This is a genomic window from Paraburkholderia sp. JHI869, assembly GCF_038900775.1.
Taxonomy (GTDB): Bacteria; Pseudomonadota; Gammaproteobacteria; order Burkholderiales; family Burkholderiaceae; genus Paraburkholderia.
In genome coordinates this window covers 113,151-135,906 of record NZ_JAYMSC010000020.1, presented here as the reverse complement: position 1 = coordinate 135,906, position 22,756 = coordinate 113,151, and the positions used below count along the sequence as shown (strand labels likewise).

Below are 22,756 nucleotides of genomic sequence, written 5' to 3'. Positions count from 1 at the left end.
AAAGTCGGTCAAGTGTAATGCGAACCATACACAAATCCGGGGTCAACATGACGAAGTGTGCATAAGTCAAGTCTTGACTTCGATTTATTGGCGCTATTCACATTCCTGGACGGCACAAGCACCGCCGTGCTTTTCCGCGAATTTGCCATTGCGTTTTCTTATCGCTCGGCAAACACGCGTCGGTACTGCACAGCCTCCGCCACGTGCGCGGCCTCGGGCATCGCGGCACCCGCGAGATCGGCAATTGTGCGCGCGACCTTGAGCACCCGGTAATGCGCGCGCGCCGACCAGCCGAAGCGCTCGCCCGCTTCGCGCAGCAGCGTTTCACCTGCGGCGTCCGGCTGGCAGACTGCGTCGGTCTCGCGGCCGGTCAATTCGCGATTGGTTTTCCCCTGGCGCGCAAGCTGGCGCTCGCGCGCCGCCTGCACGCGAGCGGCGATCGCGGCGCTCGGTTCGGCGTTCGCGCTCGCGCGGGCGGCCAGTTCGGCGGGGGGCAGCGCGGGAATCTCGATCTGGATGTCGATGCGGTCCAGCAGCGGCCCCGAGAGCTTGCGTAGATAGCGCGCGGCGCTTTCGGGCGTGCAGCGGCAGCGCCCTGCGGGGTCGCCGCGCCAGCCGCACGGGCAGGGGTTCATGGCCGCAATGAGCTGACACGCGGCAGGAAAGTCGGTTTGCCACGCGGCGCGCGAAATCGTGATCGCACCGACTTCGAGCGGCTCGCGCAGGGTTTCGAGCACGTGGCGGTCGAACTCGGGCAACTCATCGAGAAATAGCACCCCTAAGTGCGCGAGCGTGATCTCGCCCGGTTGCGGCGGATTGCGGCCGCCGATCAGCGCGGCTGCGCTCGACGAATGATGCGGCGCGCGAAACGGCCGCTTGCGCCACTGCTGCGGCGTAAAGCCGACCGCGCTGGCCGAGAGCAAGGCGGCGGAGGCTAGCGCCTCGTCGTCGGTCATGAGGGGCAGGAGTCCGGGCAGGCGCGCGGCGAGCATCGACTTGCCAGCGCCAGGCGGCCCCACCATCAACAGATGATGCCCGCCGGCCGCTGCGACTTCGAGCGCCCGGCGCGCGCCGCGCTGGCCGACCACGTCGGCCATGTCGAGAGGCGCGGCGGTGGAGGCGGCGTCGAGGGCGCTCGCATGTACGGGGGCGAGACGCGCTTCGGGATCGACGCCCGCAAGGTGCGCGCAGAGCGAGCGCAGGTCTGCCGCGCCGTACACCGCGACGCCCGGCACCAGCGCCGCTTCTGCGGCATTCTGCGCAGGCAGATAAAGCTCGGGCACGCCCGAGCGTTCGCGCGGGGCATAGGCGAGCGCGAACATTGCTTCGTCGGTCTCAGTATCAGGAATCCGAAGGATATCGCCCTCGGTTGCGGCTTTAGCGCCGGACGTTGCTGCATCGTCGGCACGCGCTTCGCGATTCTTGCTCGCGCGTGCCGTGCCGCATGCCATGGCGAACGCGCCGCGCATCGGCCGAACGGCGCCGGTGAGCGAAAGCTCACCCGCGAACTCGCGGTGCGCAAGCGCCGCAGCCGGAAGCTGCCCGCTCGCGGCGAGAATGCCGAGCGCGATCGGCAGATCGAAGCGGCCCGATTCCTTGGGCAGATCGGCGGGCGCGAGATTGACGGTGATGCGCCTCACGGGGAAATCGAAGCCGCAGTTCGAAAGCGCGGCGCGCACCCGCTCGCGGCTTTCGCGCACTTCGAGGTCGGGCAGGCCGACGATGGAAAACGACGGCAGCCCGTTGGCGAGATGGACTTCTACGGTGACTTCGGGCGCGCGGCCAGCAGCCGGCGCGCGGCTGCGCACCACGGCAAGCGACATGGGATTCTCCGGAAGGTTGGCATGCGGAAGTGGCGCGCGCGTCGTACATCGCTTCGGACGTACTGCGCGCGCCATGCATGCGCCAGGCTGGTGAGGCGTATGCCCCTTTACGGTTCCATTGCGATGACGCTACGGATCGCTTGCGGCGGTGCGGCAGGGTGCTGCACTCAATTGCGCACAGGAATGCGCAACGAAATGATCAGGAGGACTGGCTAGTCACCGGCAGCTTCTGTTCGAGTTCGGCCACGCGGCGCTCGAGTTCTTCGAGGCGCTGGCGCGTGCGCACGAGCACCTGCGTTTGCGCGTCGAATTCCTCGCGCGTGACGAGGTCCAGCTTCGAAAAGCCTTGCGACAACATTGCACGCACATTGCGTTCGACGTCGCGCGCCGGCGAGTTCTTGAGCAGATCGCTCACGCGCGACTGCAGATCATTGAATACGTCATTAGGTTGCTTCATTCGATTCCCCTTCGCTGCACAAAAAATGTGCAAGTTTTGTTTCGCCTGTGCCCCGCGACGGACCGTGATCGATCTTGGTGCGAACTCGCAGGGCAACGGCCTAGTGTGCGCGCAAGTGGTGCGCACCGCTGGCCAGTGTGCTTCGCGCGGTGGCGCGGCGGGCCAGTTTCAGCCGCTGTGCGGCGCCCAGCGCGGCAGCGATGCCTGAGAACACTGTAGCAACGTTCCCCCCGCCACGCCACCGCGCGCGCGTCACGCTGGCCGTTCGGCCAGGGCCTTGCGCGCCGCGCCCCTCAAGGCGCGGACCGGCATTGTCCATGGCTTTGGGCGCGCTTGCATCGAAGTCCATCACACGGGCTTTGCAGACGGGGTGATGCGAATTGGCACGGGTGTTGCTAATACTGCCCCGCGCACCGAACGACGGTTGGCTCACGGTGCGCCAGCGGAGCGGCGACGCATCATGCGCCGCTCGCAAGGCGCCCGTTGCAGAAGCAAACAAGGAATGAAGCAAACCACAGCGAGGACTACATGAAACTGATTACAGCAATCATCAAGCCCTTCAAGCTCGATGAGGCGCGCGAAGCCCTTTCGGCGATCGGCGTTTCGGGGATCACGGTGACGGAAGTGAAAGGCTTCGGTCGCCAGAAGGGGCACACCGAGCTGTACCGCGGCGCGGAGTATGTCGTCGACTTCCTGCCGAAAGTGAAGATCGAAGCCGCCGTGGCCGACGACATCGTCGAGCAGGCCATCGAGGCGGTCGAACGCGCGGCCCGCACGGGCAAGATCGGCGACGGCAAGATTTTCGTCACGCCGATCGAACAAGTGATCCGCATCCGCACCGGCGAAACCGGCGCCGACGCGCTGTAAAGGCCCGCAGTCGAGCCTAAAGAGACCGAGACAAGAGGAAAGAGGAAACCGAGATGCGCAAACTTTTGATGTCCTTGATGATGGCTGGCTCGCTGCTGGCCGGCGGCGTCGGCGCCGCACTGGCGGACGACGCGTCCGCCCCCGCCGCGGCCTCCGCGCCGGCGGCTGCCGCATCGGCACCCGACGCATCGGCGCCCGCAGCCGCTCCGGCTTCGGCCCCCGCCGCCGACGCTGCATCGGCGCCGGCAGCCGCCGCAAGCGCCCCGGCCGACGCATCAGCTGCCGCTGCAGCCGCCGCGCCCGCCGCACCGACCGCGCCGTTCTCGGTCGATTCGTCGAAGATCAACTCGGGCGACACCGCGTGGATGCTGACCTCCACCGCGCTCGTGCTGTTCATGACGATCCCGGGCCTCGCCCTCTTCTACGGCGGCATGGTCCGCAAGAAGAACGTGCTGTCCACGCTCATGCAGAGCTTCGCGATCACTTGCGTGGTCACGGTGATCTGGACGGTGGTCGGCTACTCGATCGCGTTCACGCCGGGCGGCTCGTTCATCGGCGGCTTCTCGCGCATCTTCCTTGAGGGCATGAACTACATCAAGGGCGACAAGGCGACGACGCTCACCGTGAGCCACCTCGCGCCGACCATCCCCGAGACCGTGTACTTCGTCTATCAGATGACGTTCGCGATCATCACGCCGGCGCTCATCACGGGTGCGTTTGCCGACCGCATGAAGTTCTCGGCGATGCTCGTGTTCATGTCGCTGTGGTCGATCATCGTCTACTCGCCGATCGCGCACATGGTCTGGGAACCGACGGGCTGGCTCGCCAGCGCCGGCATCCTCGACTTCGCGGGCGGCACGGTCGTGCACATCAACGCCGGTATCGCGGGCCTCGTGTGCTGTATCGTCCTCGGCAAGCGCGTGGGTTACGGCCGCGAAGTAATGGCGCCGCACAACCTCGTGCTCACGCTGATGGGCGCGGCCATGCTGTGGGTGGGCTGGTTCGGCTTCAACGCGGGTTCGGCAGTCGCGGCTGACGGCCGTGCCGGCTTCGCGATGCTCACGACGCAAATCGCCACCGCCTGCGCTGCGCTCGGCTGGATGTTCGCGGAGTGGATCGCCAAGGGCAAGCCCTCGGTGCTCGGCATCGCTTCGGGTGCTGTGGCGGGTCTCGTGGCCGTGACGCCGGCATCGGGCTTCGTCGGCGTGCTGGGTGCGATCGTGATCGGCGTGGTGGCGGGCGTGGTCTGCTTCTGGTCGGCCACGTGGCTCAAGCACAAGTTCAACTATGACGATTCGCTCGATGCGTTCGGCGTGCACGGCATCGGCGGCATCATCGGCGCAATCCTGACCGGCGTGTTCGCGGTGAAGGACATCGGCGGCGCCGACGGCAGCGTCATCCTCCAGATCAAGGGTGTGCTCACGACCCTCATCTACAGCGGCGTGGTGAGCTTCGTGCTGCTGAAGGTGATCGACATGGTGATGGGCCTGCGCGTTTCGGAAGAGGAAGAGCGCGAAGGTCTGGACGTGGTTCTGCATGGCGAACGCGTGGAATAAGCGCGCCGTTCTCGATGGTTTGATCTAGCAGGGCAGCAAGCAGCGACCTGGGCCCGCCTTTTCGGCGGGCCCTTTTTCTTTTTGCGCGCTCGGGCGCTGGGTGTGGGGATTGCTCTCGCGGGAGTGAGTGCGGGTGGAATAAGCGCTTGCCCCGCGCGTTCGCATAGTGCCCCTTCAGCTCGTGTGCCCAATTGCGCCGGACGGCGCGCGCGGTCCAGAATGGATATCCGGCGTGAATATCCGCGCGGATGGAACCGGCGATTGACCCTACCGCTCATGCGGGAATGCAAGCGGGGAATGCAGGCGGGAATTCACGCGGGGAGGCATCAGGGCAAGCCCGTCTTGCAACTGGCGTGATCGTCCCCAGATAGACGACCGGTTTCCCTACAATCAAAGCATTTCGTCCGCGAGTCACCCCTTATGGTCCCGCATCTGGTTACGGCGTTGAATGGACCGCTCCTCGAACTGGAGCAGCGCATCCTCGACGCGACGCCGGCCATCGAGCGCTGGTTCCGCCTCGAATGGCAGGAGCACACGCCGCCGTTCTACGCCTCGGTCGACCTGCGCAACGCCGGCTTCAAGCTCGCGCCCGTCGACACCAACCTGTTTCCCGGCGCCTTCCACTGCCTGCCGCAGGAAGTGCTGCCGCTCGCCGTGCAGGCGGCCATGGCCGCCATCGAAAAGATCTGCCCGGACGCGAAGAACCTGCTCGTGATTCCGGAGATGCACACGCGCAACGCGTTCTATCTGGAGAATGTCGCGCGTCTCGCCACGATCATGCGCCAGGCGGGCCTGAACGTGCGCTTCGGCACGCTCGACGAAACCATCGCCGGGCCGGTCACGATTTCGCTCGCAGACGGCCAGAAGATCGTGCTCGAACCGCTCGAGCGTTCGCAGCGGCGCCTGGGTCTGAAGAACTTCGACCCGTGCTCGATCCTGCTGAACAACGATCTATCGGGCGGCATTCCGCCGGTGCTCGAAAACCTGCACGAGCAGTACTTGTTGCCGCCGCTGCACGCGGGTTGGGCCGTGCGCCGCAAATCCACGCACTTCTCCTGCTACGACGACGTGGCGAAGAAGTTCGCAAAGATGGTGGGCGTGGACCCGTGGATGATCAATCCGTACTTCTCGCATGTGGAAGGCGTGGATTTCGAGGCGCGCACGGGCGAAGAGCAGCTCGCCACCGCCATCGACGCCGTGCTCAAGAAGATCGCGAAGAAGTACCGCGAGTACGGCATCACCGAAAAGCCCTACGTCGTCATCAAGTCCGATGCCGGCACGGACGGCCGCGGCGTGATGACGGTGCACGACGCCTCGGAGGTCGCCGCACTCACGAAGCGCGAACGTGCGAAGATGTCGGCCACGAAGGACGGGCTCGAAGTGCATGACGTCATCGTGCAGGAAGGCGTCTACACGTTCGAGCACATCGGCGACGAAGTGGCCGAGCCGGTCGTGTACATGATCGACCGCTACGTGGTGGGCGGCTTCTACCGCGCGCACGGCAGCCGCGAGCGCGACCAGAACCTGAACGCGCCGGGCATGCACTTCGTGCCGCTCGGCTTCGAGCACACGGCGCTGCCCGACACGCGCGCGAAAGCGGGCGCGGCGCCGCCGAACCGCTTTTACATGTACGGCGTGGTGGCGCGGCTCGGGTTGCTGGCGGCTTCGGTCGAGCTGGAGAAGACCGACCCAGAGGCGATCCAGGTCTGATCCGGCCATCAACATTCATACAATTGAACGCAGCGCCCGCCACCGTGCGGGCGTTGCCGTCATAAAACCAGGAACGACGCAGAGACGATATGGACATTCTCTTCATCGCCGATCCGCTCGAGCGGTTCAAGATCTACAAGGACTCGACCTACGCGATGATGGCCGAGGCCGCGAAGCGCGGTCACAGGCTCTTCGCGTGCGAGCCCCAGCACCTCGCATGGGTGAACGGCCAGGTCGAAGCCGATGTGCGGAGTTTCACGATCATCGGCGACACGGCGGACCTGCATCGCGAAACGTGGTTCGAAGCCACGGCCGATGCGCGCGCGCTCACCGGCTTCGACGCCGTCGTCATGCGCAAGGACCCGCCGTTCGACATGGAGTACGTGACGTCCACATGGCTGCTCGAGATCGCCGAGCGCGCGGGCGCGAAGATCTTCAACAAGCCGCAGTCGATTCGCGATCACTCGGAAAAGCTCGCCATCGGCGAGTTTCCGCAGTTCGTCGCGCCCACGCTCGTCACGCGCAGCGCGGCGCGTCTGCGCAAGTTCCACGAAGAGCACCAGGACGTGATCCTCAAGCCGCTCGACGGCATGGGCGGCATGGGCGTGTTCCGCGTGAAGGCGGACGGCATGAACCTCGGCTCGATCATCGAGATGCTGAGTCACGACGGCGCGCGCAGCGTGATGGCGCAGAAGTTCATCCCCGAGATCAAGGCCGGCGACAAGCGCATTCTGCTGATCGGCGGCGAGCCGGTGCCGTTCTCGCTCGCGCGCATTCCTCAGGGCAGTGAGGTGCGCGGCAATCTGGCGGCGGGCGGGCTTGGCGTCGCGCAGCCGCTCACGGCGCGCGACATGGAGATCGCGCAAGCACTCGGGCCGACGCTCGCGGCACGCGGCCTGCTGCTCGTAGGGCTCGACGCCATCGGCGACTGGCTCACCGAGGTCAATGTCACGAGCCCGACCTGTTTCCGCGAAATCATGGAGCAGACGGGCTTCGACGTGGCCGCCATGTTCATCGACGCGCTGGAGCGCGCGGCGGCGTGAGTTTGGGCCCCGGAGCGTTGCCCGGGGCGCATTTGAGGCCCGCACCTGGAATGCGGGCTTGAAAGCCGCATGTATGGCGGCATCTGCCGGCTGTGGGCGCCTTGCAGGGCGGGCGCTCCATCGAAACCTTGGCTGGCGGGCAGTTTCGGACCACGAAAGGTTGCGCACGCGCCTGGAGCTTGTGAATCGCGCGCGATATCTGTCGCCGCGGTGAGCAGAACCGCCTCGCGTGCGCGAAAATGACCCTGCTACAATGCCGCGAGCCCGCGTTCCGGGCTGGCAAACCAGCGTCGACAAGGCGTTTTGGCTGCCGCGCGGCGCGTGTTCCGACCCTGCGAGCCCACGGCTGGCCGCAGGTTCGGCGCTGCAGGACGCGACCCACGAATCGTCCGGGCATCAACCTGAGCCGTTTTTTGCAGTCAAGCTGACATGGCAGGGATTCTGATCATTGCGCACGCACCGCTCGCCACCGCGCTACGCGAGTGCATCGCGCATATCTACGGCGGTTGTCCGGCGCGCATCGGCGCGCTCGACGTGCTCCCCGACAGCGACCCGGCTGAAGTGGTCGCCAAGGCGAATTCGGAGATCGAGCGCTTGCGCGAGGAGAACGGCGCGCTCGTGTTGACCGACATGTTCGGCGCCACGCCTTCGAACATCGCGGCGCGCCTCGCCACGGTGCCCGAAGTGCGCGTGCTGGCCGGCGTGAATCTGCCGATGCTGGTGCGGGCCGTGTGCTACCGCGCAACGCCGCTCGACACGCTCGTCGAAAAGGCGCTGGCCGGCGCGAGCAAGGGCGTCCAGACCATCGGACCGACCATGCCGCCCGTTGCGCCCGCCGCGAGCGCGTGCGGTTGCCCGCCGACGCCCTGCGCCGAAACCGCTGCCGACGAGGCAAAGCAGCCCGCGAATCAGGCCATAGCCCAAGGCGCAACGCAGACCGCTGGCGCGACCCGCGAGCCAGTTTGCACCGGCGGCGTTGCCGCCGGCATGCTCAGGCCGGCTGGCAGCACCTGAACCGGCAGCGCAGCACCGAAAGGCAAAAACAAGGCACATCGAAAGAACACAGTCACACTTCCACACCCTGCGTCCGGATCGACCTATGCTGCAACAAGAAACGACCATTGTGAACAAACTCGGCCTGCACGCGCGGGCGTCGGCGAAGCTGACGCAGCTCGCAGGCAACTATCAGGCGGAAATCTGGATGAGCCGCAACGGCCGCCGCATCAACGCCAAGAGCATCATGGGGGTCATGATGCTGGCGGCAGGCATCGGCAGCACGGTGATGATCGAAACCGAAGGCCCGGACGAGGCCGACGCCATGAGCGCGCTGCTCAAGCTGATCGCCGACAAGTTTGGCGAAGGTCAGTAAGACGCGCGTGGTCATTGCGCCTGGCTCGAGACGCCGCGGTTCGCCGCGGCGTTTTTGTTTGTGCGCGGGGACTGCTGCACTTGGCCGCAGTCAGGCTCGAACAGGCGCGCATGGCCACATTCGGCCGCGCTGGAATTTATAATCATCGCCGGGGTCTGAGAGAGCGCATTGCAGCGGTTTGCCGCAGCATCAAATAACCAGAGGAGGTGCGCGTGCCGTTCACGCTGCATGGAATTCCCGTATCACGCGGTATAGCCATCGGGCGAGCGTATCTGATCGCCCCGGCTGCGCTCGACGTCGACCATTACCTCATCGAGCACGCGCAGATCGAAGACGAAATCGTGCGTTTTCGCGCGGCGCTCAAGGCCGTGGAGCACGAGCTCGACACGCTGCGCTCCGACCTCGCCGCCGACGCCCCTTCCGAAATGGGCGCGTTCATCGGCGTTCACCTCATGATCCTGAACGACGTGATGCTCGTGCAGGAGACCATCGACCTCATCCGCACGCGCCGCTTCAATGTGGAGTGGGCGCTTACCGAACAGCTCGAACGCCTCTCGCGCCACTTCGACGACGTAGAGGACGAATACCTGCGCGAGCGCAAAGCCGATATCGAGCAGGTCGTGGAGCGCGTGCTGAAGTCGCTCGCGGGCGCCATGCCCCCTTCGCTGCACGGCGGCTGCGACGAGATGATCGTCGTCGCGCACGACATCGCGCCGGCCGACATGCTGCAGTTCAAGGGGCAAACCTTCCAGGGTTTCGTCACCGATCTGGGCGGGCGCACCTCGCACACGGCCATCGTCGCGCGCAGCCTCGGCATTCCGGCGGCCGTGGGCGTGCAGCAGGCGAGCGCGCTGATCCGTCAGGACGATCTCATCATCGTCGACGGCGACCATGGTGTCGTGATCGTCGATCCCGCGCCCATCGTGCTGGAGGAGTACACCTACCGGCAAAGCGAGATGGCGCTCGAGCGGCGCAAGCTGCAGCGCCTGAAGTTCTCGCCCACGCAAACGCTGTGCGGCACGAAGATCCAGCTCTACGCGAACATCGAGCTGCCCGAGGACGCGCAGGCTGCGCTCGACTCGGGCGCGACGGGTGTGGGCCTCTTTCGCACCGAGTTCCTGTTCATGAACCACAAGAACCACCTGCCGGAGGAGGACGAGCAGTTCGCCGCCTACCGCCGCGCGGTGGAGCTCATGAACGGGCTGCCCGTGACGATCCGCACGATCGACGTGGGCGCAGACAAGCCGCTCGACGCGATGAGCGCCGGCGACGGTTACGAAACCGCGGCGAACCCGGCGCTCGGCCTGCGCGCGATCCGCTGGAGCCTGTCCGAGCCGCAGATGTTCCTCACGCAGTTGCGCGCGATCCTGCGCGCCTCGGCGTTCGGTTCGGTCAAGATCCTGATTCCGATGCTCGCGCACGCGCAGCAGATCGACCAGACGCTCGACCTGATCCGCGAGGCGAAGCGCCAACTCGACGACGCCGGTTTCGCCTACGATCCCAACGTGCAGGTCGGCGCGATGATCGAGATTCCGGCGGCCGCGCTCGCGCTGCCGATGTTCCTGCGCCGTCTCGACTTCCTATCGATCGGCACCAACGACCTGATCCAGTACGCGCTCGCCATCGACCGGGCCGACAACGCGGTGGCCGACCTGTACGATCCGCTGCATCCGGCCGTGCTGCAGCTGATCGCGCATACGCTGCGCGAGGCGAAGCGCGCAGGCGTGCCGGTTTCGGTGTGCGGGGAAATGGCGGGCGACCCGGCGTTCACGCGCTTGCTGCTCGGCATGGGGCTCACCGAATTTTCGATGCATCCGAGCCAGTTGCTCGTGGTGAAGCAGGAGATCCTGCGCTCGCAGCTCAAGGCGCTGGAAAAGCCCGTGTCGGAAGTGCTGGCCGCTTTCGAGCCCGAGGAACTGCAGGCGGCGTTGCAGCGTGTGGCGCAGGCCTGAACCTCTCTACGCGCGCGCAAATGCAAAAAGCCCCGGCGTGTCCGGGGCTTTTTTCTGGCTTGGCTCACGCGTGCGTCAGGCGTGCCGGTGCCGCTCGCCGCACACCGGGCAGTCGGGCTGCCGCGCCACGCGCATCGTGTTCCACTCCATGCGCAGCGAGTCGAGCATCATGAGCCGCCCGACGAGCGTCGCGCCGATGCCGCCGATCACGCGCAGCGCCTCGGCCGCCTGCATCGCGCCGATGATGCCCACCGTCGGCGCGAACACGCCCATGGTCGAGCACGCCACCTCCTCGAACGGCTGGTCTTCGGGAAACACGCAGGCGTAGCAGGGCGAGGCGTCGTCGCGGAAGTCGAACGTGCTGATCTGCCCGTCGAAGCGCAGCGCCGCGCCCGAAACGAGCGGCACGCCGTGCTTCACGCACGCGCGGTTGATGGCGTGACGCGTGGCAAAGTTGTCGGTGCAGTCGAGCACGACGGTCGCGCCCGGCACGTGCGCGTCGAGCCACGCATCGTCGATGCGCGTTTGCAGCGCGTTCACCTTCACCTCGGGATTCAGCCGTGCGATGGCCTCGCGCCCCGACTCGACCTTCGCGCGGCCCACCGACGCCGTCTCGTGCATGATCTGCCGCTGCAGGTTGGTGAGGTCGACGGTGTCGTTGTCGACGAGCGTGAGCGTGCCCACGCCCGAAGCCGCGAGATACATCGCCGCCGGCGACCCCAGGCCGCCCGCGCCCACGACAATCGCGTGCGCGTCGAGGAAGCGCTGCTGCGCCTCGATGCCGATCTCGTCGACGAGGATATGGCGGGAATAGCGAAGGAGTTGGTCGTCGTTCATCGCGATGCGCTTGTTCGATGGCGCTGCGATGGACTTCCAGAGCCTGAATGGCCCTGAATCGGGAAGCGCGCGCCGGGGAAAGACAGTGCCGTTATTGTAACGACGCCGGCGGCTGGAGGAGGGGCGGCCTCGCGACCGGCGTACAAGACGCGCGGGTCGCGAGGCGGTGCGGCGTGTTACTTACTTCGCCGGAGCCGAGGCCGGAGCCGGAGCCGGAGCCGACGCTGAGCCCGGGCCCGGCGCCATGATGAGCGTTGCGGGCTTCACGGCGATCGGTGCGGAAGCGGAGGTCGGCGGCTTCTGCTGCGCGAGGCGGCGCTCCATCGGCGACTTCGATTCCGTCACCGGCTTGCCCTGGAGCTTGTTCAGGGCTTGCTGGAGCATGAAGTCGTCGGTGGAACCGAACTCGACCGGCTTGCGCTCGCGATCCTTCTGGCGCTGTTCCGGCGTCTTCTTGTCGTTCTGCTCTTCGAGCTGACGCAGCATGTCCATGCGCTCCTGCTCGCGCACTTCCTGCTCCTTCTTCTCGTCTGGGTCCTGCGTGTTGGCGAGGTGGTTCTGGTAGTCCACTTCGCGCGTGACGAGTGCGTCGTCCGGATCGCCGTCCGAGTACTGGTCGACCGCGATGTCAGGACGGATGCCCTTGTTCTGGATCGAGCGGCCGCTCGGCGTGTAGTAGTACGCCGTGGTCAGGCGCAGCGCCGTGTCGGCCGTCATCGGGCGCACGGTCTGCACCGAGCCCTTGCCGAACGTCGTCTTGCCGACGATGAGCGCGCGCTTGGAGTCCTGCAGGGCGCCCGCGACGATTTCCGATGCCGACGCCGAGTAGGCGTTGGTCAGGACGACCATCGGCACGGTCTTGAACTCGGCCGCCTCGCCCTTGAGCGGGTCGCCGTCGAACGACGGCAGGCGGTAGTTCTCGTAGGTGTCGCGGTAGACCTGCTTCGAGTCCGGGATCTGGCCGTTCGTCGAGACGACGACCGAATCCGGCGGCAGGAACGCGCCGGCCACGCCCACGGCGCTTTGCAGCAGGCCGCCGCCGTTGTTGCGCAGGTCGAGAATGATGCCCTTGAGGTTAGGCTCCTGGCGCGCGATGTCCTGGAGCTTGGCGGCGAGGTCAGGGACCGTGCGCTCCTGGAAGCTCGTGATGCGGACATACGCGTAGCCCGGCTGCAGGATCTTCGACTTCACGCTCTGCACCTTGATGATGGCGCGCGTGATGGTGAGCGGGAACGTGCGATCGTCGGTCTTGCGGAAGATCGTGAGCGTGACCTTGGTGCCCGGGTCGCCGCGCATTTGCTTCACGGCCTGGTCGAGCGTCATGCCGCGCACCGGCTTGTCGTTGATGCGCGTAATGAGGTCGCCCGGACGAATGCCGGCGCGGTACGCGGGCGTGTCTTCGATCGGCGAGATGACCTTGATCAGGCCGTCTTCCGACGAGATTTCGATGCCGAGACCCGCGAAGCGACCCTTGGTCTGCTCCTGGAGCTCCTGGTAATCGGTCTTGTCGAGATACGACGAGTGCGGGTCGAGGCTCGACACCATGCCCTTGATGGCGGCGGTGAGGAGCTTCTTGTCGTCGACCGGCGTGACGTACTCATGCTTGATTTGACCGAACACTTCGGCGAAGAGCCTTAGCTGGTCGAGCGGCAGCGGCTCTACGACCGTCTGCTGGGTTTGCTGCGCCTCGGCGGAAATCTGCAAGGTGGCAAATACGCCGGTTGCGAGGCCAGCGGCGATCAGGCCGATGTTTTTCAGGTTCTTTCGCATAGAGTATGTTGCGTGCGGTCGAAAAGGCGCGTGGCAGCGTCTATTGGAAAAGCGACGGACAAGTATAACTGCACACCCGCCGTGGCTGTGTATATGGCGCGTACGATGGGACTAAGACAGCGTAGCCGCGGCCTGGTTCGCAAACCATGTGCCTCAATTTCGGTGCTGGCAAGGCGCTGGCAATCCTGCCAGCCAGGCACAAGAAAAACGGGAAAAAGGGGAATGTGCAACGAATTGCCGGGGCGAAGCCGCACGGCGCCCGCGCGGCCACTGGGTGCGGCCCGCGAGTCGCCGCCGGCCCGACGGGCCGGCGGTTGCCTGACTAAACAAGGCACGGCCAAGGTGCGGCCGGTGACGCAAAGCGCGGACCCTTAGCCCGCCTTCTTGCCCTGGTTCGCCACGGCGGCCTGCGCCTTCGCGATGGCTTCGGCGTCGCCCAGATAGTAGTGCGTGATGGGCTTGAGGTTCTCGTCCAGCTCATAGACGAGCGGCACGCCGTTCGGGATGTTCAGGCCGACGATGTCGTCATCCGAGATGTTGTCGAGGTACTTCACGAGCGCGCGGATCGAGTTGCCGTGCGCGGCGATCACCACTTTCTTGCCCGCCTTGATGGCCGGTGCAATCGACTCGTTCCAGATCGGCAGCACGCGCGCGACCGTGTCCTTCAGGCACTCGGTGAGCGGCAGCTCCTCGCGCGGCACCTTGGCGTAGCGCGGGTCGTTGTAGGCCGTGCGCGAGTCGGTCGGCTCGAGCGCGGGCGGCGGCGTGTCGTAGCTGCGGCGCCAGACCAGCACCTGGTCGTCGCCGAACTTCTCGGCCGTTTCGGCCTTGTTCAGGCCCGAAAGCGCGCCGTAATGACGCTCGTTCAGGCGCCACGAGTGGACCACGGGCAGGTACATCTGGTCCATCTGGTCCTGTACGTGCCAGAGCGTGCGGATCGCGCGCTTGAGCACCGAGGTGTAGGCGATGTCGAACGTGTAGCCGGACTCCTTGAGCAGCTGGCCTGCTTGCTGCGCTTCGCGGTTGCCCTGCTCGGTGAGGTCGACGTCCACCCAGCCGGTGAAGCGGTTTTCCTTGTTCCACGTCGATTCGCCGTGGCGGATGAGTACGAGTTTGTACATGAGGATGCCGGTCGGTAGTGAAGGAAGCGGTAATCGGGGACGGGAGACGCAACGCCAAGGCTGCGGCCCGGTCCCGCGGGCTGCACGCCCGGGCTGGGGGGCGGTAACCCTGCGACAAACGGTTATTTTATAATGAGCGGATTGCCCGAATCCGATTTCGAACGATTTCTCCGACTTTCCCTTTTTCCGGCGGACCCTCCGTGACGTTCTTCACCAATTACATCAACCTTGTACTCATCGCGATCGTCCTCATCTCAGGAGGGTTGCTCCTGTGGCCGACGCTCAAGCGCGGCGGGCGCGGCGGGGTTTCCACCGCCGAAGCGACGCAGCTCATCAACCGCCGCAACGCGGTGGTGGTCGATCTGCGTCCCGCGGGTGAATTCGCGAAGGGCCATCTGCCCTCGGCGCGCCAGGTCGAATTTGGCGAACTCGAGGCTAAGATCGGCCAGCTCGTGAAGAACAAGAGCAACCCGGTGTTGCTGGTCTGCCAGACGGGCCAGCAGTCGCACAAGGCGCTGCGCCTTGTGAAGGACGCCGGTTTTGCCGAGGTCCATGTGCTGGACGGCGGCGTGAACGCCTGGCAGCAGGCCGGAATGCCGGTCGTGAAACAAGGAGGTTCGAAGTGAGCAAAGTGGTCATGTACAGCACCCAGGTGTGCCCGTATTGCCAGATGGCCGAGCGTCTTTTAAAGTCGCGCGGCGTCGAACACATCGAGAAGGTGCTGATCGACCGGGACCCGGCGCGGCGCGAAGAGATGATGACGCGCACCGGCCGGCGTACCGTGCCGCAGGTTTTCATCGGCGAGACGCACGTGGGCGGGTACGATGACCTCTCCGCGCTCGACCGTGCGGGCGGCTTGATGCCGCTGCTCGAAACCGCCTGAGGTTAGGGGCGGCGAGTCCAGGCAGATGCATAGCCTGATTCGCAGCCCGATAGCCGTGCGGCCTTGGTCCGCAGGCGGGCTGCGCAGCGTGACGTAGCGACGCCAAGGTTTCGGCCCGCGCGAGCCAGTGAGGCTTGCGCGGGCCTGTTGCCGTTCATTGCCGTAGTGCGGCGCATTTTCGGGCCTTCGAGATGCCGCGATAATGCCGCCGTGATCCATTCAATCAGGGAAGCCATACACCATGTCTGACGAGAACAACCAGCCGTTCTTCAATATCCAGCGCATCTACCTCAAGGACATGTCGCTCGAGCAGCCGAATTCGCCGGCCATCTTCCTTGAGCAGGACATGCCGTCGGTCGAAGTGGAAGTCGACGTCAAGGCCGAGCGCCTCGCCGAATCGGTGTTCGAGATCCTCGTCACGGGCACCGTCACGGCCAAGGTCAAGGACAAGGTTGCGTTCCTGATCGAAGCCAAGCAAGCCGGCATTTTCGACATCCGCAACATCCCGGCCGAACAGGTCGACCCGCTCGTCGGCATCGCCTGCCCGACCATCCTGTTCCCGTACCTGCGCTCGAACATCGCCGACGCGATCACGCGCGCGGGCTTCCCGCCGATCCATCTGGCCGAGATCAACTTCCAGGCGCTCTACGAGCAACGCCTGCAGCAACTCGCCCAGCAAGACGGCGCGAGCAGCGCTACGCACTAAAGCGTACGTTGATCGTTTCCACGAACTACCGGTGCGGAGTATCGGAATGAACATCGCCGTTCTCGGCGCCGGAGCGTGGGGCACCGCGCTGGCAGGGCACCTCGCCCAGGCGCATCACACGCTTTTGTGGGCGCGCGACGGCGCGCTCGTCGACAGCTTGCGCAAGACGCATGAAAACGCCCGCTATCTCGCGGGCGTCGCGCTGCCCAAGTCTCTTCAATACGAAACCGATCTCGCCGCCGCGCTCGACCATGCGTCGGGCGAGGCGGATCTCGTCGTGCTCGCCACGCCCGTGGCGGGCCTGCGCGGCATGCTCTGCACGCTGCGCGACATGGGCCGCGTGCCCGCGCACTTCGTCTGGCTCTGCAAGGGCTTCGAGGCAGAAACCCAGTTGATGCCGCATCAGGTCGTGGCGGCCGTTTTGCCCGGCCACGCAAGCAACGGCGTGCTTTCGGGGCCGAGCTTCGCGCGCGAAGTGGGCGAAGGCCTGCCCGTCGCGTTGACGGTGGCGAGCGCCTCCGCCGATTGCCGCGAGCGCACGCTCGCCGCGTTCCATCACCGCGCCATGCGCATCTATACAGGCGACGACGTCGTCGGCGTGGAAGTGGGCGGCGCGGTGAAGAACGTGCTCGCGATCGCGACCGGCATTGCCGATGGCCTGGGTCTCGGCCTGAACGCACGCGCCGCGCTCATCACGCGCGGTCTCGCGGAAATGACGCGCCTTGGCGTCACGCTCGGCGGGCGTGCGGAAACCTTCACGGGGCTGACCGGCCTGGGCGACCTCATTCTCACCGCCACGGGCGACCTCTCGCGCAACCGCACCGTGGGCAAGCAGCTCGCGAGCGGCCGTACGCTCGACGATATCCTGGGCGCGCTCGGCCACGTGGCCGAAGGCGTGCGCTGCGCGCAGGCCGTGCTGGCGCTCGCGCACGCGCATGGCATCGACATGCCGATCACCCAGGCGGTATGCGCCGTCCTGTTCGACGGTGTCACGCCGCGCGACGCCGTGAGCGCGCTGCTCCGGCGCGACGCGAAGGCGGAGTAGGGCGTTTCGGTCCTGCTGCGCTTTGCATGAAGCACGCATCGAGGAGGACCGTATGCTGACCATCGGAAATTGCCGCATCGAAGCGCAGGCCGTCGACATCACCACATTGAAGGTCGATGCAATCGTCAACGCGGCGAATGAATCGCTGCTCGGCGGCGGCGGCGTGGATGGCGCGATTCATCGCGCCGCCGGACCGGACCTGCTGCGCGAGTGTGAGACCCTGAACGGCTGCCCGACCGGTGACGCCAAAATCACCGGCGGCTATCGCCTTCCCGCGAAACACGTGATCCATACCGTGGGCCCCGTCTGGTACGGCGGCGGCCGTGACGAAGCGTATCTGCTCGCTTCGTGCTACCGGCGCTCGCTCGAGTGCGCGCGCGAGGCGGGCGTGACGAGCATCTCGTTTCCGGCAATCAGTTGCGGCGTCTACCGTTATCCGGCTGATGACGCGGTGCAGATTGCCGTAGCGACCGTGATCGACGAGTTACCGAAATACCCAGCGCTCGAGCATGTGATCTTCGCGTGCTTCGATAATGCGATGCTCACGCGCTACGAGCGTGAGCTTGCGGAGCGCGGTAACGCCTAGCGCCGCATTTGCCGCATTTGCCTTATTCGCCGCCTTCGAACCCCGCCTGGCGCCACGCTTCGAACACCACGACCGCGACCGTATTCGAGAGATTCAGGCTGCGATTGCCCGGCCGCATCGGCAGGCGCACGCGCTGCGGCGTCTCGAAGCGGTCGAGCACCGCATCGGGCAGGCCGCGCGTTTCCGCGCCGAACACGAACCAGTCGCCCGGCTGGAACGCGTGCGAGTGAAAGCGGCTCGAACCGCGCGTCGTGAACGCGAACATGCGCGACGGGTCGGGCGCTTCCTTCGCGATGAAGGCATCCCAGTTGCCATGCACGTGCATCTGCGCGTACTCGTGGTAATCGAGCCCCGCGCGGCGCATTTTCGTGTCGTCGAGGGGAAAGCCGAGCGGCTCGATCAGATGCAGTCGCGCCCCCGTGTTCGCGCAAAGGCGGATCACGTTGCCGGTGTTCGGCGGAATTTCGGGTTCGACGAGAACGACGTTGAACATGGCGATGAAACTCTCTCGATGTCTTGAATAGTGTGAGGCCGATCAGTCTTTCGGCGTGCGCAGCGCGACGAAATTCGTCACGCGCCCTGCGCCTGCCGCCTTGAGCGTATGCGCGAGCGCGTCGAGCGTGGCGCCCGAAGTCATCACGTCGTCGACCACGCCCACATGTTGGCCGCTGAGCGGCCGCGTGAGTGCAAACGCCCGGCCGACGTTGCGGCGGCGCGTTTCGCGATCGAGCTTCGATTGCGGCGCCGTATGCAGAATGCGTCGTACGAGCGTGGTGTCCGCGTGCGTGCCCAGGCGGCGTGCGAGCGGACGCGCGATCTGCCACGCCTGGTTGTAGCCGCGCTCGATCAGGCGTTCGCGCGAGAGCGGCACCGGCACGACGATCTCCGGCATCCCGTGTTCGGCGGACATGTCTTGTGCGGCCAGCGCGAGGCGTCGCGCGAACTCTTCGCCGAGCGCGAGGCGCGCGCGAAACTTCAGGCCCCGCGCGAGCAGGTCGAGCGGCGCGCGATAGTCGGCGAGTGCGAGCGTGGCGTCGAATGCGGGCGGCGCGTCGACGCAGGCCTCGCAGCGGTAGCGCGCGCGTCCCGCCGCACCGCGCCTGTGCGCGAGCGGCATGGCGCAGACCGTGCAGCGCAGGCGCGGCTCGTTCCAGTACGCCGCGTCGCAGCACACACAGAGCGTGGCTCGCGTCAAATTGCCGCATAATGGGCACAGGTTGGGCAGCACGAAGTGGGCAAGCCGTGACGGCAGCGCCCGCGCTTTTCGACAGGCGCGCGCAACGCCCGCAAGACGAATGCGGTGCGCACTGTGGTCCGAAACGAGCGGCGTGACACGCGGTGCATTGCGTGGCTCACGTGAAAAAGGGCGCGGTGGCATCGAAGGACGGCCCGCTCAACGGGCTCGCGTGACTGAAAGGAAAGGAGTGAGCGAGTATACTTCGCAGACTTCGCCAATACGACCGACATGTCCCCGTCTCCCGCAAGAACTGGCCGTCCGGACTATGACACCCGGCACCTTCGGCGCATTTTCGATCGCCGAGCGGCGACTTTCGACGACGTTGCCTTCCTGCCGCGTGAAATTGCGCAACGCATGCGCGAGCGCCTCGAGTACATCAAGGTGAGCCCCACGGCCGTGCTCGACATCGCGTGCGGTCAGGGCGACGACCTGCCCGGCTTGCGCGAGCGCTTTCCTGAAGCGCCCGTGTTCGGCACCGATCTCTCCCTCGCCATGTTGCGTCGCGCCCGCGAGCACGATGCCCCCGACACGAGCTGGCGGCGTTTTCTGCCTGTATCGGTTGGCCGTGCGCTCGGCTCGCGCGGGCCGCGTGTAGCGCAGGCCGACTTTGCCGACCTGCCATTCGCACATGACGCGTTCGAATTGCTGTGGTCGAATCTCGCGCTCCATTGGCATCCGCGCCCCGACCTCGTGTTCGGGGAGTGGCAGCGCGTGCTCAAGGTCAACGGCCTTCTCATGTTCAGCACGCTCGGGCCCGACACGCTTAAGGAGCTGCGCGGCGCGTTCGCCGAAGTCGAGGCCGCGCACGGCGTGCCGACGCGCGCGCACGTCATCGATTTCGTCGACATGCACGATCTTGGTGACATGCTCGTCGAGAACGGTTTCGAGATTCCGGTGATGGACCAGGAAACGCTCACCATCACCTACAAGACGCCGGAAAAGCTGCTCGCCGATGTGCGCCGCTGGGGTGCGTATCCGTTCGAACGCGAAGGTGATCGCGAAGGCACGCATGGCGCGCGGCGCCTGCACCGTGCGCTCGTGGCCGCGCTCGAGGCGCGCCGCTGCACGGATGGGCCGCACGCGGGCACGATCCCGCTGACCTTCGAGATCATCTACGGCCACGCGTGGAAGGCCGTGCCGCGCACGACCGCCGAAGGCCATGGCATTGTGCGGCTCGAAGACATCGGGCGAGGTCCGGCAAGGAATCGGTAACGTGGTAAGGGGGCTTTCGTTATGCCTGAAATTAGCGCCTGAAAAGCCCCGGGAAAATGCTTGAAAAATCGCTGCAACGCCCGTCTGGTATGGGTTTGCTGGCGATTGAGTCTTGCTTGTGAGGGCTGGGGATCGCGCCTATAATGCGTCAGCTTGCTGAACGGAAGGGTCCCCAAAATCCATTGTGGCAAGTCCAGATGTTCCCGTAGTTGTGCAAGGCGCAACGCGGCGATAGTCTGGCGAGGTTGCAAGTGGGGGAGGCGAGCGATGCAGGCGTCTGAGCTGCTGGCGAGTCCGGAACCGGTCCTGAAAGACTGGACCATGAAGCGCAACTGTTCGGTTTCGCCCAGGCAATTCGTGTTCTTCTATGTGTCGCTGGCGCTGGTTTCCATCGCGATCGCCGTTCTGTTGTTGATCCACGGCGCCTGGCTGGTTTTGCCGTTTACCGGTATCGATCTGTTGGTAGTAGGCGGCGCTTTTGTCATTTATGCGCGCCATGCTGTCGATTACGAACGTATCAGGCTTTATCCGAACCGGCTGGTGATCGAACAGATGAGCGCCGACGCGCTCACGCAGTTCGAATTCAATCCCCGCTGGGTCCGGGTCGAGCCGGGCGCGACCCCACGCGACCCGGTGCGTCTCGTGTCCCGCGGTCAGGCGGTCGCTGTCGGGTTGCATCTGCCGCAATATCGGCGTGCGCAGTTCGCGCGGGAACTGCGTACCTGGCTTGCGCGCGCGGTTTGATGCGCGGCGCGTGAGTTTGCCGGTTGGCGGTACGAGCGTCCCAGGGGGCGCCCTGGTTGCAAAACCTTCCTGCGGGGTCGAGGGTTTGAATGGAAATTATGGGTAAGGAAGCTATGAAAACAATCAAGCGAGCCCTCCAGGGCGTGCTGGCGTGCAGCGGATTCCTCGTCGCCGGCGCGGCACTCGCAGTCGGAGACAGCCCAGGCGGCCCTGCGGTGAACGAGATCAATTTTCAGCCGCCCGTCACGCGCATCGCCGAAGAGCTCTACAGCCTCCACATGATGATGCTGCTCTTGTGCGCCGTGATTTTCGTCGGCGTATTCGGCGTCATGTTCTATTCGATCTACGCGCACCGTAAATCGAAAGGCCACAAGGCCGCTCACTTCCATGAGAGCACCACGGTCGAAATCATCTGGACGGTGGTGCCGTTCATCATCGTCGTGCTGATGGCGCTGCCCGCCACCAAGGCCGTCGTCGCGATGAAGGACACGTCCAACGCCGACCTCACCGTGAAGGTCACGGGCTACCAGTGGAAATGGGGCTACGACTACGTGAAGGGGCCGGGCGAGGGCATCAACTTCCTCTCCACGCTCAGCACGCCGCGCTCCGAGGTGAACAACCGCCAGCCGATCACCGATACGTACCTGCAGGAAGTCGACAACCCGCTCGTCGTGCCGGTCAACAAGAAGATCCGCATCATCACCACGGCCAACGACGTCGTGCACTCGTGGTACGTGCCCGCGTTCGGCGTGAAGCAGGACGCGATTCCGGGCTTCGTGCGCGACACGTGGTTCAAGGCCGAAAAGGTCGGCACCTATCGCGGCTTCTGCACGGAACTGTGCGGCAAGGAGCACGCGTTCATGCCGGTCGTGGTCGAGGTGCTTTCCGACGACGACTACGCAAAGTGGGTCGATACGCAAAAGGCGAAGATGGCCGCCGCCAACGACGACCCGAACAAGACCTATACGCTGGCTGAGCTCAAGGAGCGCGGCGAGAAGGTCTACACGTCGAATTGCGCGGTGTGCCACCAGCCCACCGGCAAGGGCGCAGGCGCGTTCCCGGCGCTCGACGGCAGCAAGATCGCCAACGGCCCGATCGCCGAGCACGTGAGCATCGTACTGAAGGGCAAGAACGCCATGCCTTCGTGGGCGCCCACGCTCAACGACGTCGAGATCGCATCGGTCATCACGTTCGAGCGCAATTCGTGGGGCAACCACACCGGCGACATTCTGCAACCGCGCCAGGTGGCCGACGCGCGTAACGGCAAGATGCCCGAAGGCGGCGACCATACCGCCGCGGCGGGTGCTGGCGAAGCGAGTGGCGCGGCAGCGGCCAGTGGCGCGCAAGAGGCAAGCGGCGCGGCGGAAGCCAGCGCGGCAAGTGCTCCGGCTGCCGCAAGCGGCGCGGATCAGGCATCGGGTGCTGCGGCGCCGAGTGCTGCCGCTCTGCCGGCTAGCGTCTACTTCGAAGTGGGCAAGAGCACGCTGCCCGCCGACGCGAAGGACGCCATTCAGGCTGCCGCCGACTACGCGAAGGCGCACCCGGACGCGAAGTTCACGCTCTCGGGCTACACCGATGCAAGCGGCAACGCCAGCACGAACGCCGACCTCGCCAAGCGCCGCGCACAAGCCGTGCGCGACGCGATGAAGGCGGCAGGCATTTCCGAAGACCACATCATTCTGAAGAAGCCGGAAACGATCACGGGCGGCGCGAACGCGAAGGAAGCGCGCCGGGTGGAAATCAGCGCGGCGGCCTGAGCGGGCCCGCGCCATAAGAACAAGCAGCAAGAGACGCAAAGCAATTCGCTTCAGCATTTCAATTGCATGGGGCTGGAGTCA

23 protein-coding genes are annotated in these 22,756 nt (G+C 65.6%); 16 read left to right on the top strand and 7 right to left on the bottom strand.

Translation table 11 applies throughout. The features are described from left to right. Positions 1–158: 158 nt before the first annotated feature. Positions 159–1,823: a YifB family Mg chelatase-like AAA ATPase gene (locus VSR72_RS28825; RefSeq protein ID WP_342955726.1), complete on the bottom strand. Its 1,665-nt coding sequence runs from the start codon at positions 1,821–1,823 to the stop codon at positions 159–161. A gap of 199 nt (positions 1,824–2,022) precedes the next feature. After that, a complete protein-coding gene (locus VSR72_RS28820; RefSeq protein WP_028201802.1) occupies positions 2,023–2,280 on the bottom strand; it encodes an accessory factor UbiK family protein in 258 nt (85 codons plus the stop codon). Positions 2,281–2,344: 64 nt separating this feature from the next. Between VSR72_RS28820 and VSR72_RS28815 the strand changes: the two genes are divergently transcribed. The 8 genes from VSR72_RS28815 to ptsP all read left to right on the top strand — a co-directional run bounded on the left by VSR72_RS28815 (position 2,345) and on the right by ptsP (position 10,777). Next, a complete protein-coding gene (locus tag VSR72_RS28815) occupies positions 2,345–2,488 on the top strand; it encodes a hypothetical protein (RefSeq protein ID WP_342955725.1) in 144 nt (47 codons plus the stop codon). Positions 2,489–2,808: 320 nt separating this feature from the next. Beyond that, the gene (locus VSR72_RS28810; protein WP_028201804.1) at positions 2,809–3,147 is read left to right on the top strand and encodes a P-II family nitrogen regulator; all 339 of its coding nucleotides are present in this window, start codon (positions 2,809–2,811) and stop codon (positions 3,145–3,147) included. A gap of 53 nt (positions 3,148–3,200) precedes the next feature. Further along, positions 3,201–4,703, top strand: a complete 1,503-nt coding sequence (locus VSR72_RS28805) for an ammonium transporter (RefSeq protein ID WP_342955724.1) — start codon at positions 3,201–3,203, stop codon at positions 4,701–4,703. A gap of 420 nt (positions 4,704–5,123) precedes the next feature. After that, positions 5,124–6,413: a glutamate--cysteine ligase gene (gshA, locus tag VSR72_RS28800; protein ID WP_342955723.1), complete on the top strand. Its 1,290-nt coding sequence runs from the start codon at positions 5,124–5,126 to the stop codon at positions 6,411–6,413. Positions 6,414–6,502: 89 nt separating this feature from the next. Beyond that, a complete protein-coding gene (gshB, locus tag VSR72_RS28795; protein ID WP_342955722.1) occupies positions 6,503–7,456 on the top strand; it encodes a glutathione synthase in 954 nt (317 codons plus the stop codon). 429 nt (positions 7,457–7,885) lie between these two features. Beyond that, positions 7,886–8,470, top strand: a complete 585-nt coding sequence (locus VSR72_RS28790) for a PTS sugar transporter subunit IIA (protein ID WP_342955721.1) — start codon at positions 7,886–7,888, stop codon at positions 8,468–8,470. Between the two features lie 85 nt (positions 8,471–8,555). After that, positions 8,556–8,825, top strand: a complete 270-nt coding sequence (locus VSR72_RS28785; RefSeq protein ID WP_028201809.1) for an HPr family phosphocarrier protein — start codon at positions 8,556–8,558, stop codon at positions 8,823–8,825. 212 nt (positions 8,826–9,037) lie between these two features. After that, a complete protein-coding gene (gene ptsP, locus VSR72_RS28780) occupies positions 9,038–10,777 on the top strand; it encodes a phosphoenolpyruvate--protein phosphotransferase (protein WP_342955720.1) in 1,740 nt (579 codons plus the stop codon). Between the two features lie 75 nt (positions 10,778–10,852). On the opposite strand, the gene moeB is transcribed toward ptsP, so the two are convergent. From moeB to gpmA, 3 genes are all read right to left on the bottom strand, one after another. Continuing rightward, positions 10,853–11,614: a molybdopterin-synthase adenylyltransferase MoeB gene (gene moeB, locus VSR72_RS28775; protein ID WP_342955719.1), complete on the bottom strand. Its 762-nt coding sequence runs from the start codon at positions 11,612–11,614 to the stop codon at positions 10,853–10,855. A gap of 180 nt (positions 11,615–11,794) precedes the next feature. Beyond that, the gene (locus tag VSR72_RS28770; RefSeq protein WP_342955718.1) at positions 11,795–13,384 is read right to left on the bottom strand and encodes a S41 family peptidase; all 1,590 of its coding nucleotides are present in this window, start codon (positions 13,382–13,384) and stop codon (positions 11,795–11,797) included. A gap of 371 nt (positions 13,385–13,755) precedes the next feature. Next, positions 13,756–14,505 carry a 2,3-diphosphoglycerate-dependent phosphoglycerate mutase gene (gpmA, locus tag VSR72_RS28765; protein ID WP_342955717.1) on the bottom strand — a complete coding sequence of 250 codons (750 nt, stop codon included), beginning with the start codon at positions 14,503–14,505 and terminating at the stop codon, positions 13,756–13,758. A gap of 200 nt (positions 14,506–14,705) precedes the next feature. On the opposite strand from gpmA, the gene VSR72_RS28760 reads away from it, so the two are divergent. From VSR72_RS28760 to VSR72_RS28740, 5 genes are all read left to right on the top strand, one after another. After that, a complete protein-coding gene (locus VSR72_RS28760) occupies positions 14,706–15,131 on the top strand; it encodes a rhodanese-like domain-containing protein (protein WP_028201814.1) in 426 nt (141 codons plus the stop codon). Then, on the top strand, positions 15,128–15,388 hold the full coding sequence (grxC, locus tag VSR72_RS28755) for a glutaredoxin 3 (protein WP_112172083.1): 261 nt from the start codon (positions 15,128–15,130) through the stop codon (positions 15,386–15,388). Before VSR72_RS28760 ends, grxC begins: the two co-directional genes overlap by 4 nt. 241 nt (positions 15,389–15,629) lie before the next feature. Beyond that, a complete protein-coding gene (gene secB / locus VSR72_RS28750) occupies positions 15,630–16,094 on the top strand; it encodes a protein-export chaperone SecB (RefSeq protein WP_028209298.1) in 465 nt (154 codons plus the stop codon). A 46-nt stretch (positions 16,095–16,140) separates the two neighbouring features. Further along, a complete protein-coding gene (locus tag VSR72_RS28745) occupies positions 16,141–17,139 on the top strand; it encodes an NAD(P)H-dependent glycerol-3-phosphate dehydrogenase (protein ID WP_342955716.1) in 999 nt (332 codons plus the stop codon). Between the two features lie 52 nt (positions 17,140–17,191). After that, complete coding sequence (locus tag VSR72_RS28740; RefSeq protein WP_342955715.1) at positions 17,192–17,725, top strand: O-acetyl-ADP-ribose deacetylase; 534 nt, start codon at positions 17,192–17,194, stop codon at positions 17,723–17,725. Between the two features lie 22 nt (positions 17,726–17,747). Here the strand turns inward: VSR72_RS28740 and trmL are convergent, their stop codons facing one another. Together trmL and VSR72_RS28730 are read right to left on the bottom strand one after the other, a co-directional pair. After that, positions 17,748–18,218, bottom strand: coding sequence for a tRNA (uridine(34)/cytosine(34)/5-carboxymethylaminomethyluridine(34)-2'-O)-methyltransferase TrmL (trmL, locus tag VSR72_RS28735; RefSeq protein ID WP_342955714.1), 471 nt, complete (start codon positions 18,216–18,218; stop codon positions 17,748–17,750). A 42-nt stretch (positions 18,219–18,260) separates the two neighbouring features. Further along, positions 18,261–18,977 carry a ComF family protein gene (locus VSR72_RS28730; RefSeq protein WP_342955753.1) on the bottom strand — a complete coding sequence of 239 codons (717 nt, stop codon included), beginning with the start codon at positions 18,975–18,977 and terminating at the stop codon, positions 18,261–18,263. A gap of 213 nt (positions 18,978–19,190) precedes the next feature. Between VSR72_RS28730 and VSR72_RS28725 the strand changes: the two genes are divergently transcribed. The 3 genes from VSR72_RS28725 (at position 19,191) to coxB (ending at position 22,675) form a co-directional block, all read left to right on the top strand. Continuing rightward, positions 19,191–20,174, top strand: a complete 984-nt coding sequence (locus tag VSR72_RS28725; protein WP_342955713.1) for a methyltransferase domain-containing protein — start codon at positions 19,191–19,193, stop codon at positions 20,172–20,174. Positions 20,175–20,441: 267 nt separating this feature from the next. Next, positions 20,442–20,918 (top strand): DUF2244 domain-containing protein, encoded by a 477-nt coding sequence (locus VSR72_RS28720; RefSeq protein ID WP_342955712.1) that lies wholly within the window; start codon positions 20,442–20,444, stop codon positions 20,916–20,918. Between the two features lie 89 nt (positions 20,919–21,007). Then, complete coding sequence (gene coxB / locus VSR72_RS28715; protein WP_342955711.1) at positions 21,008–22,675, top strand: cytochrome c oxidase subunit II; 1,668 nt, start codon at positions 21,008–21,010, stop codon at positions 22,673–22,675. Positions 22,676–22,756: the final 81 nt, after the last annotated feature.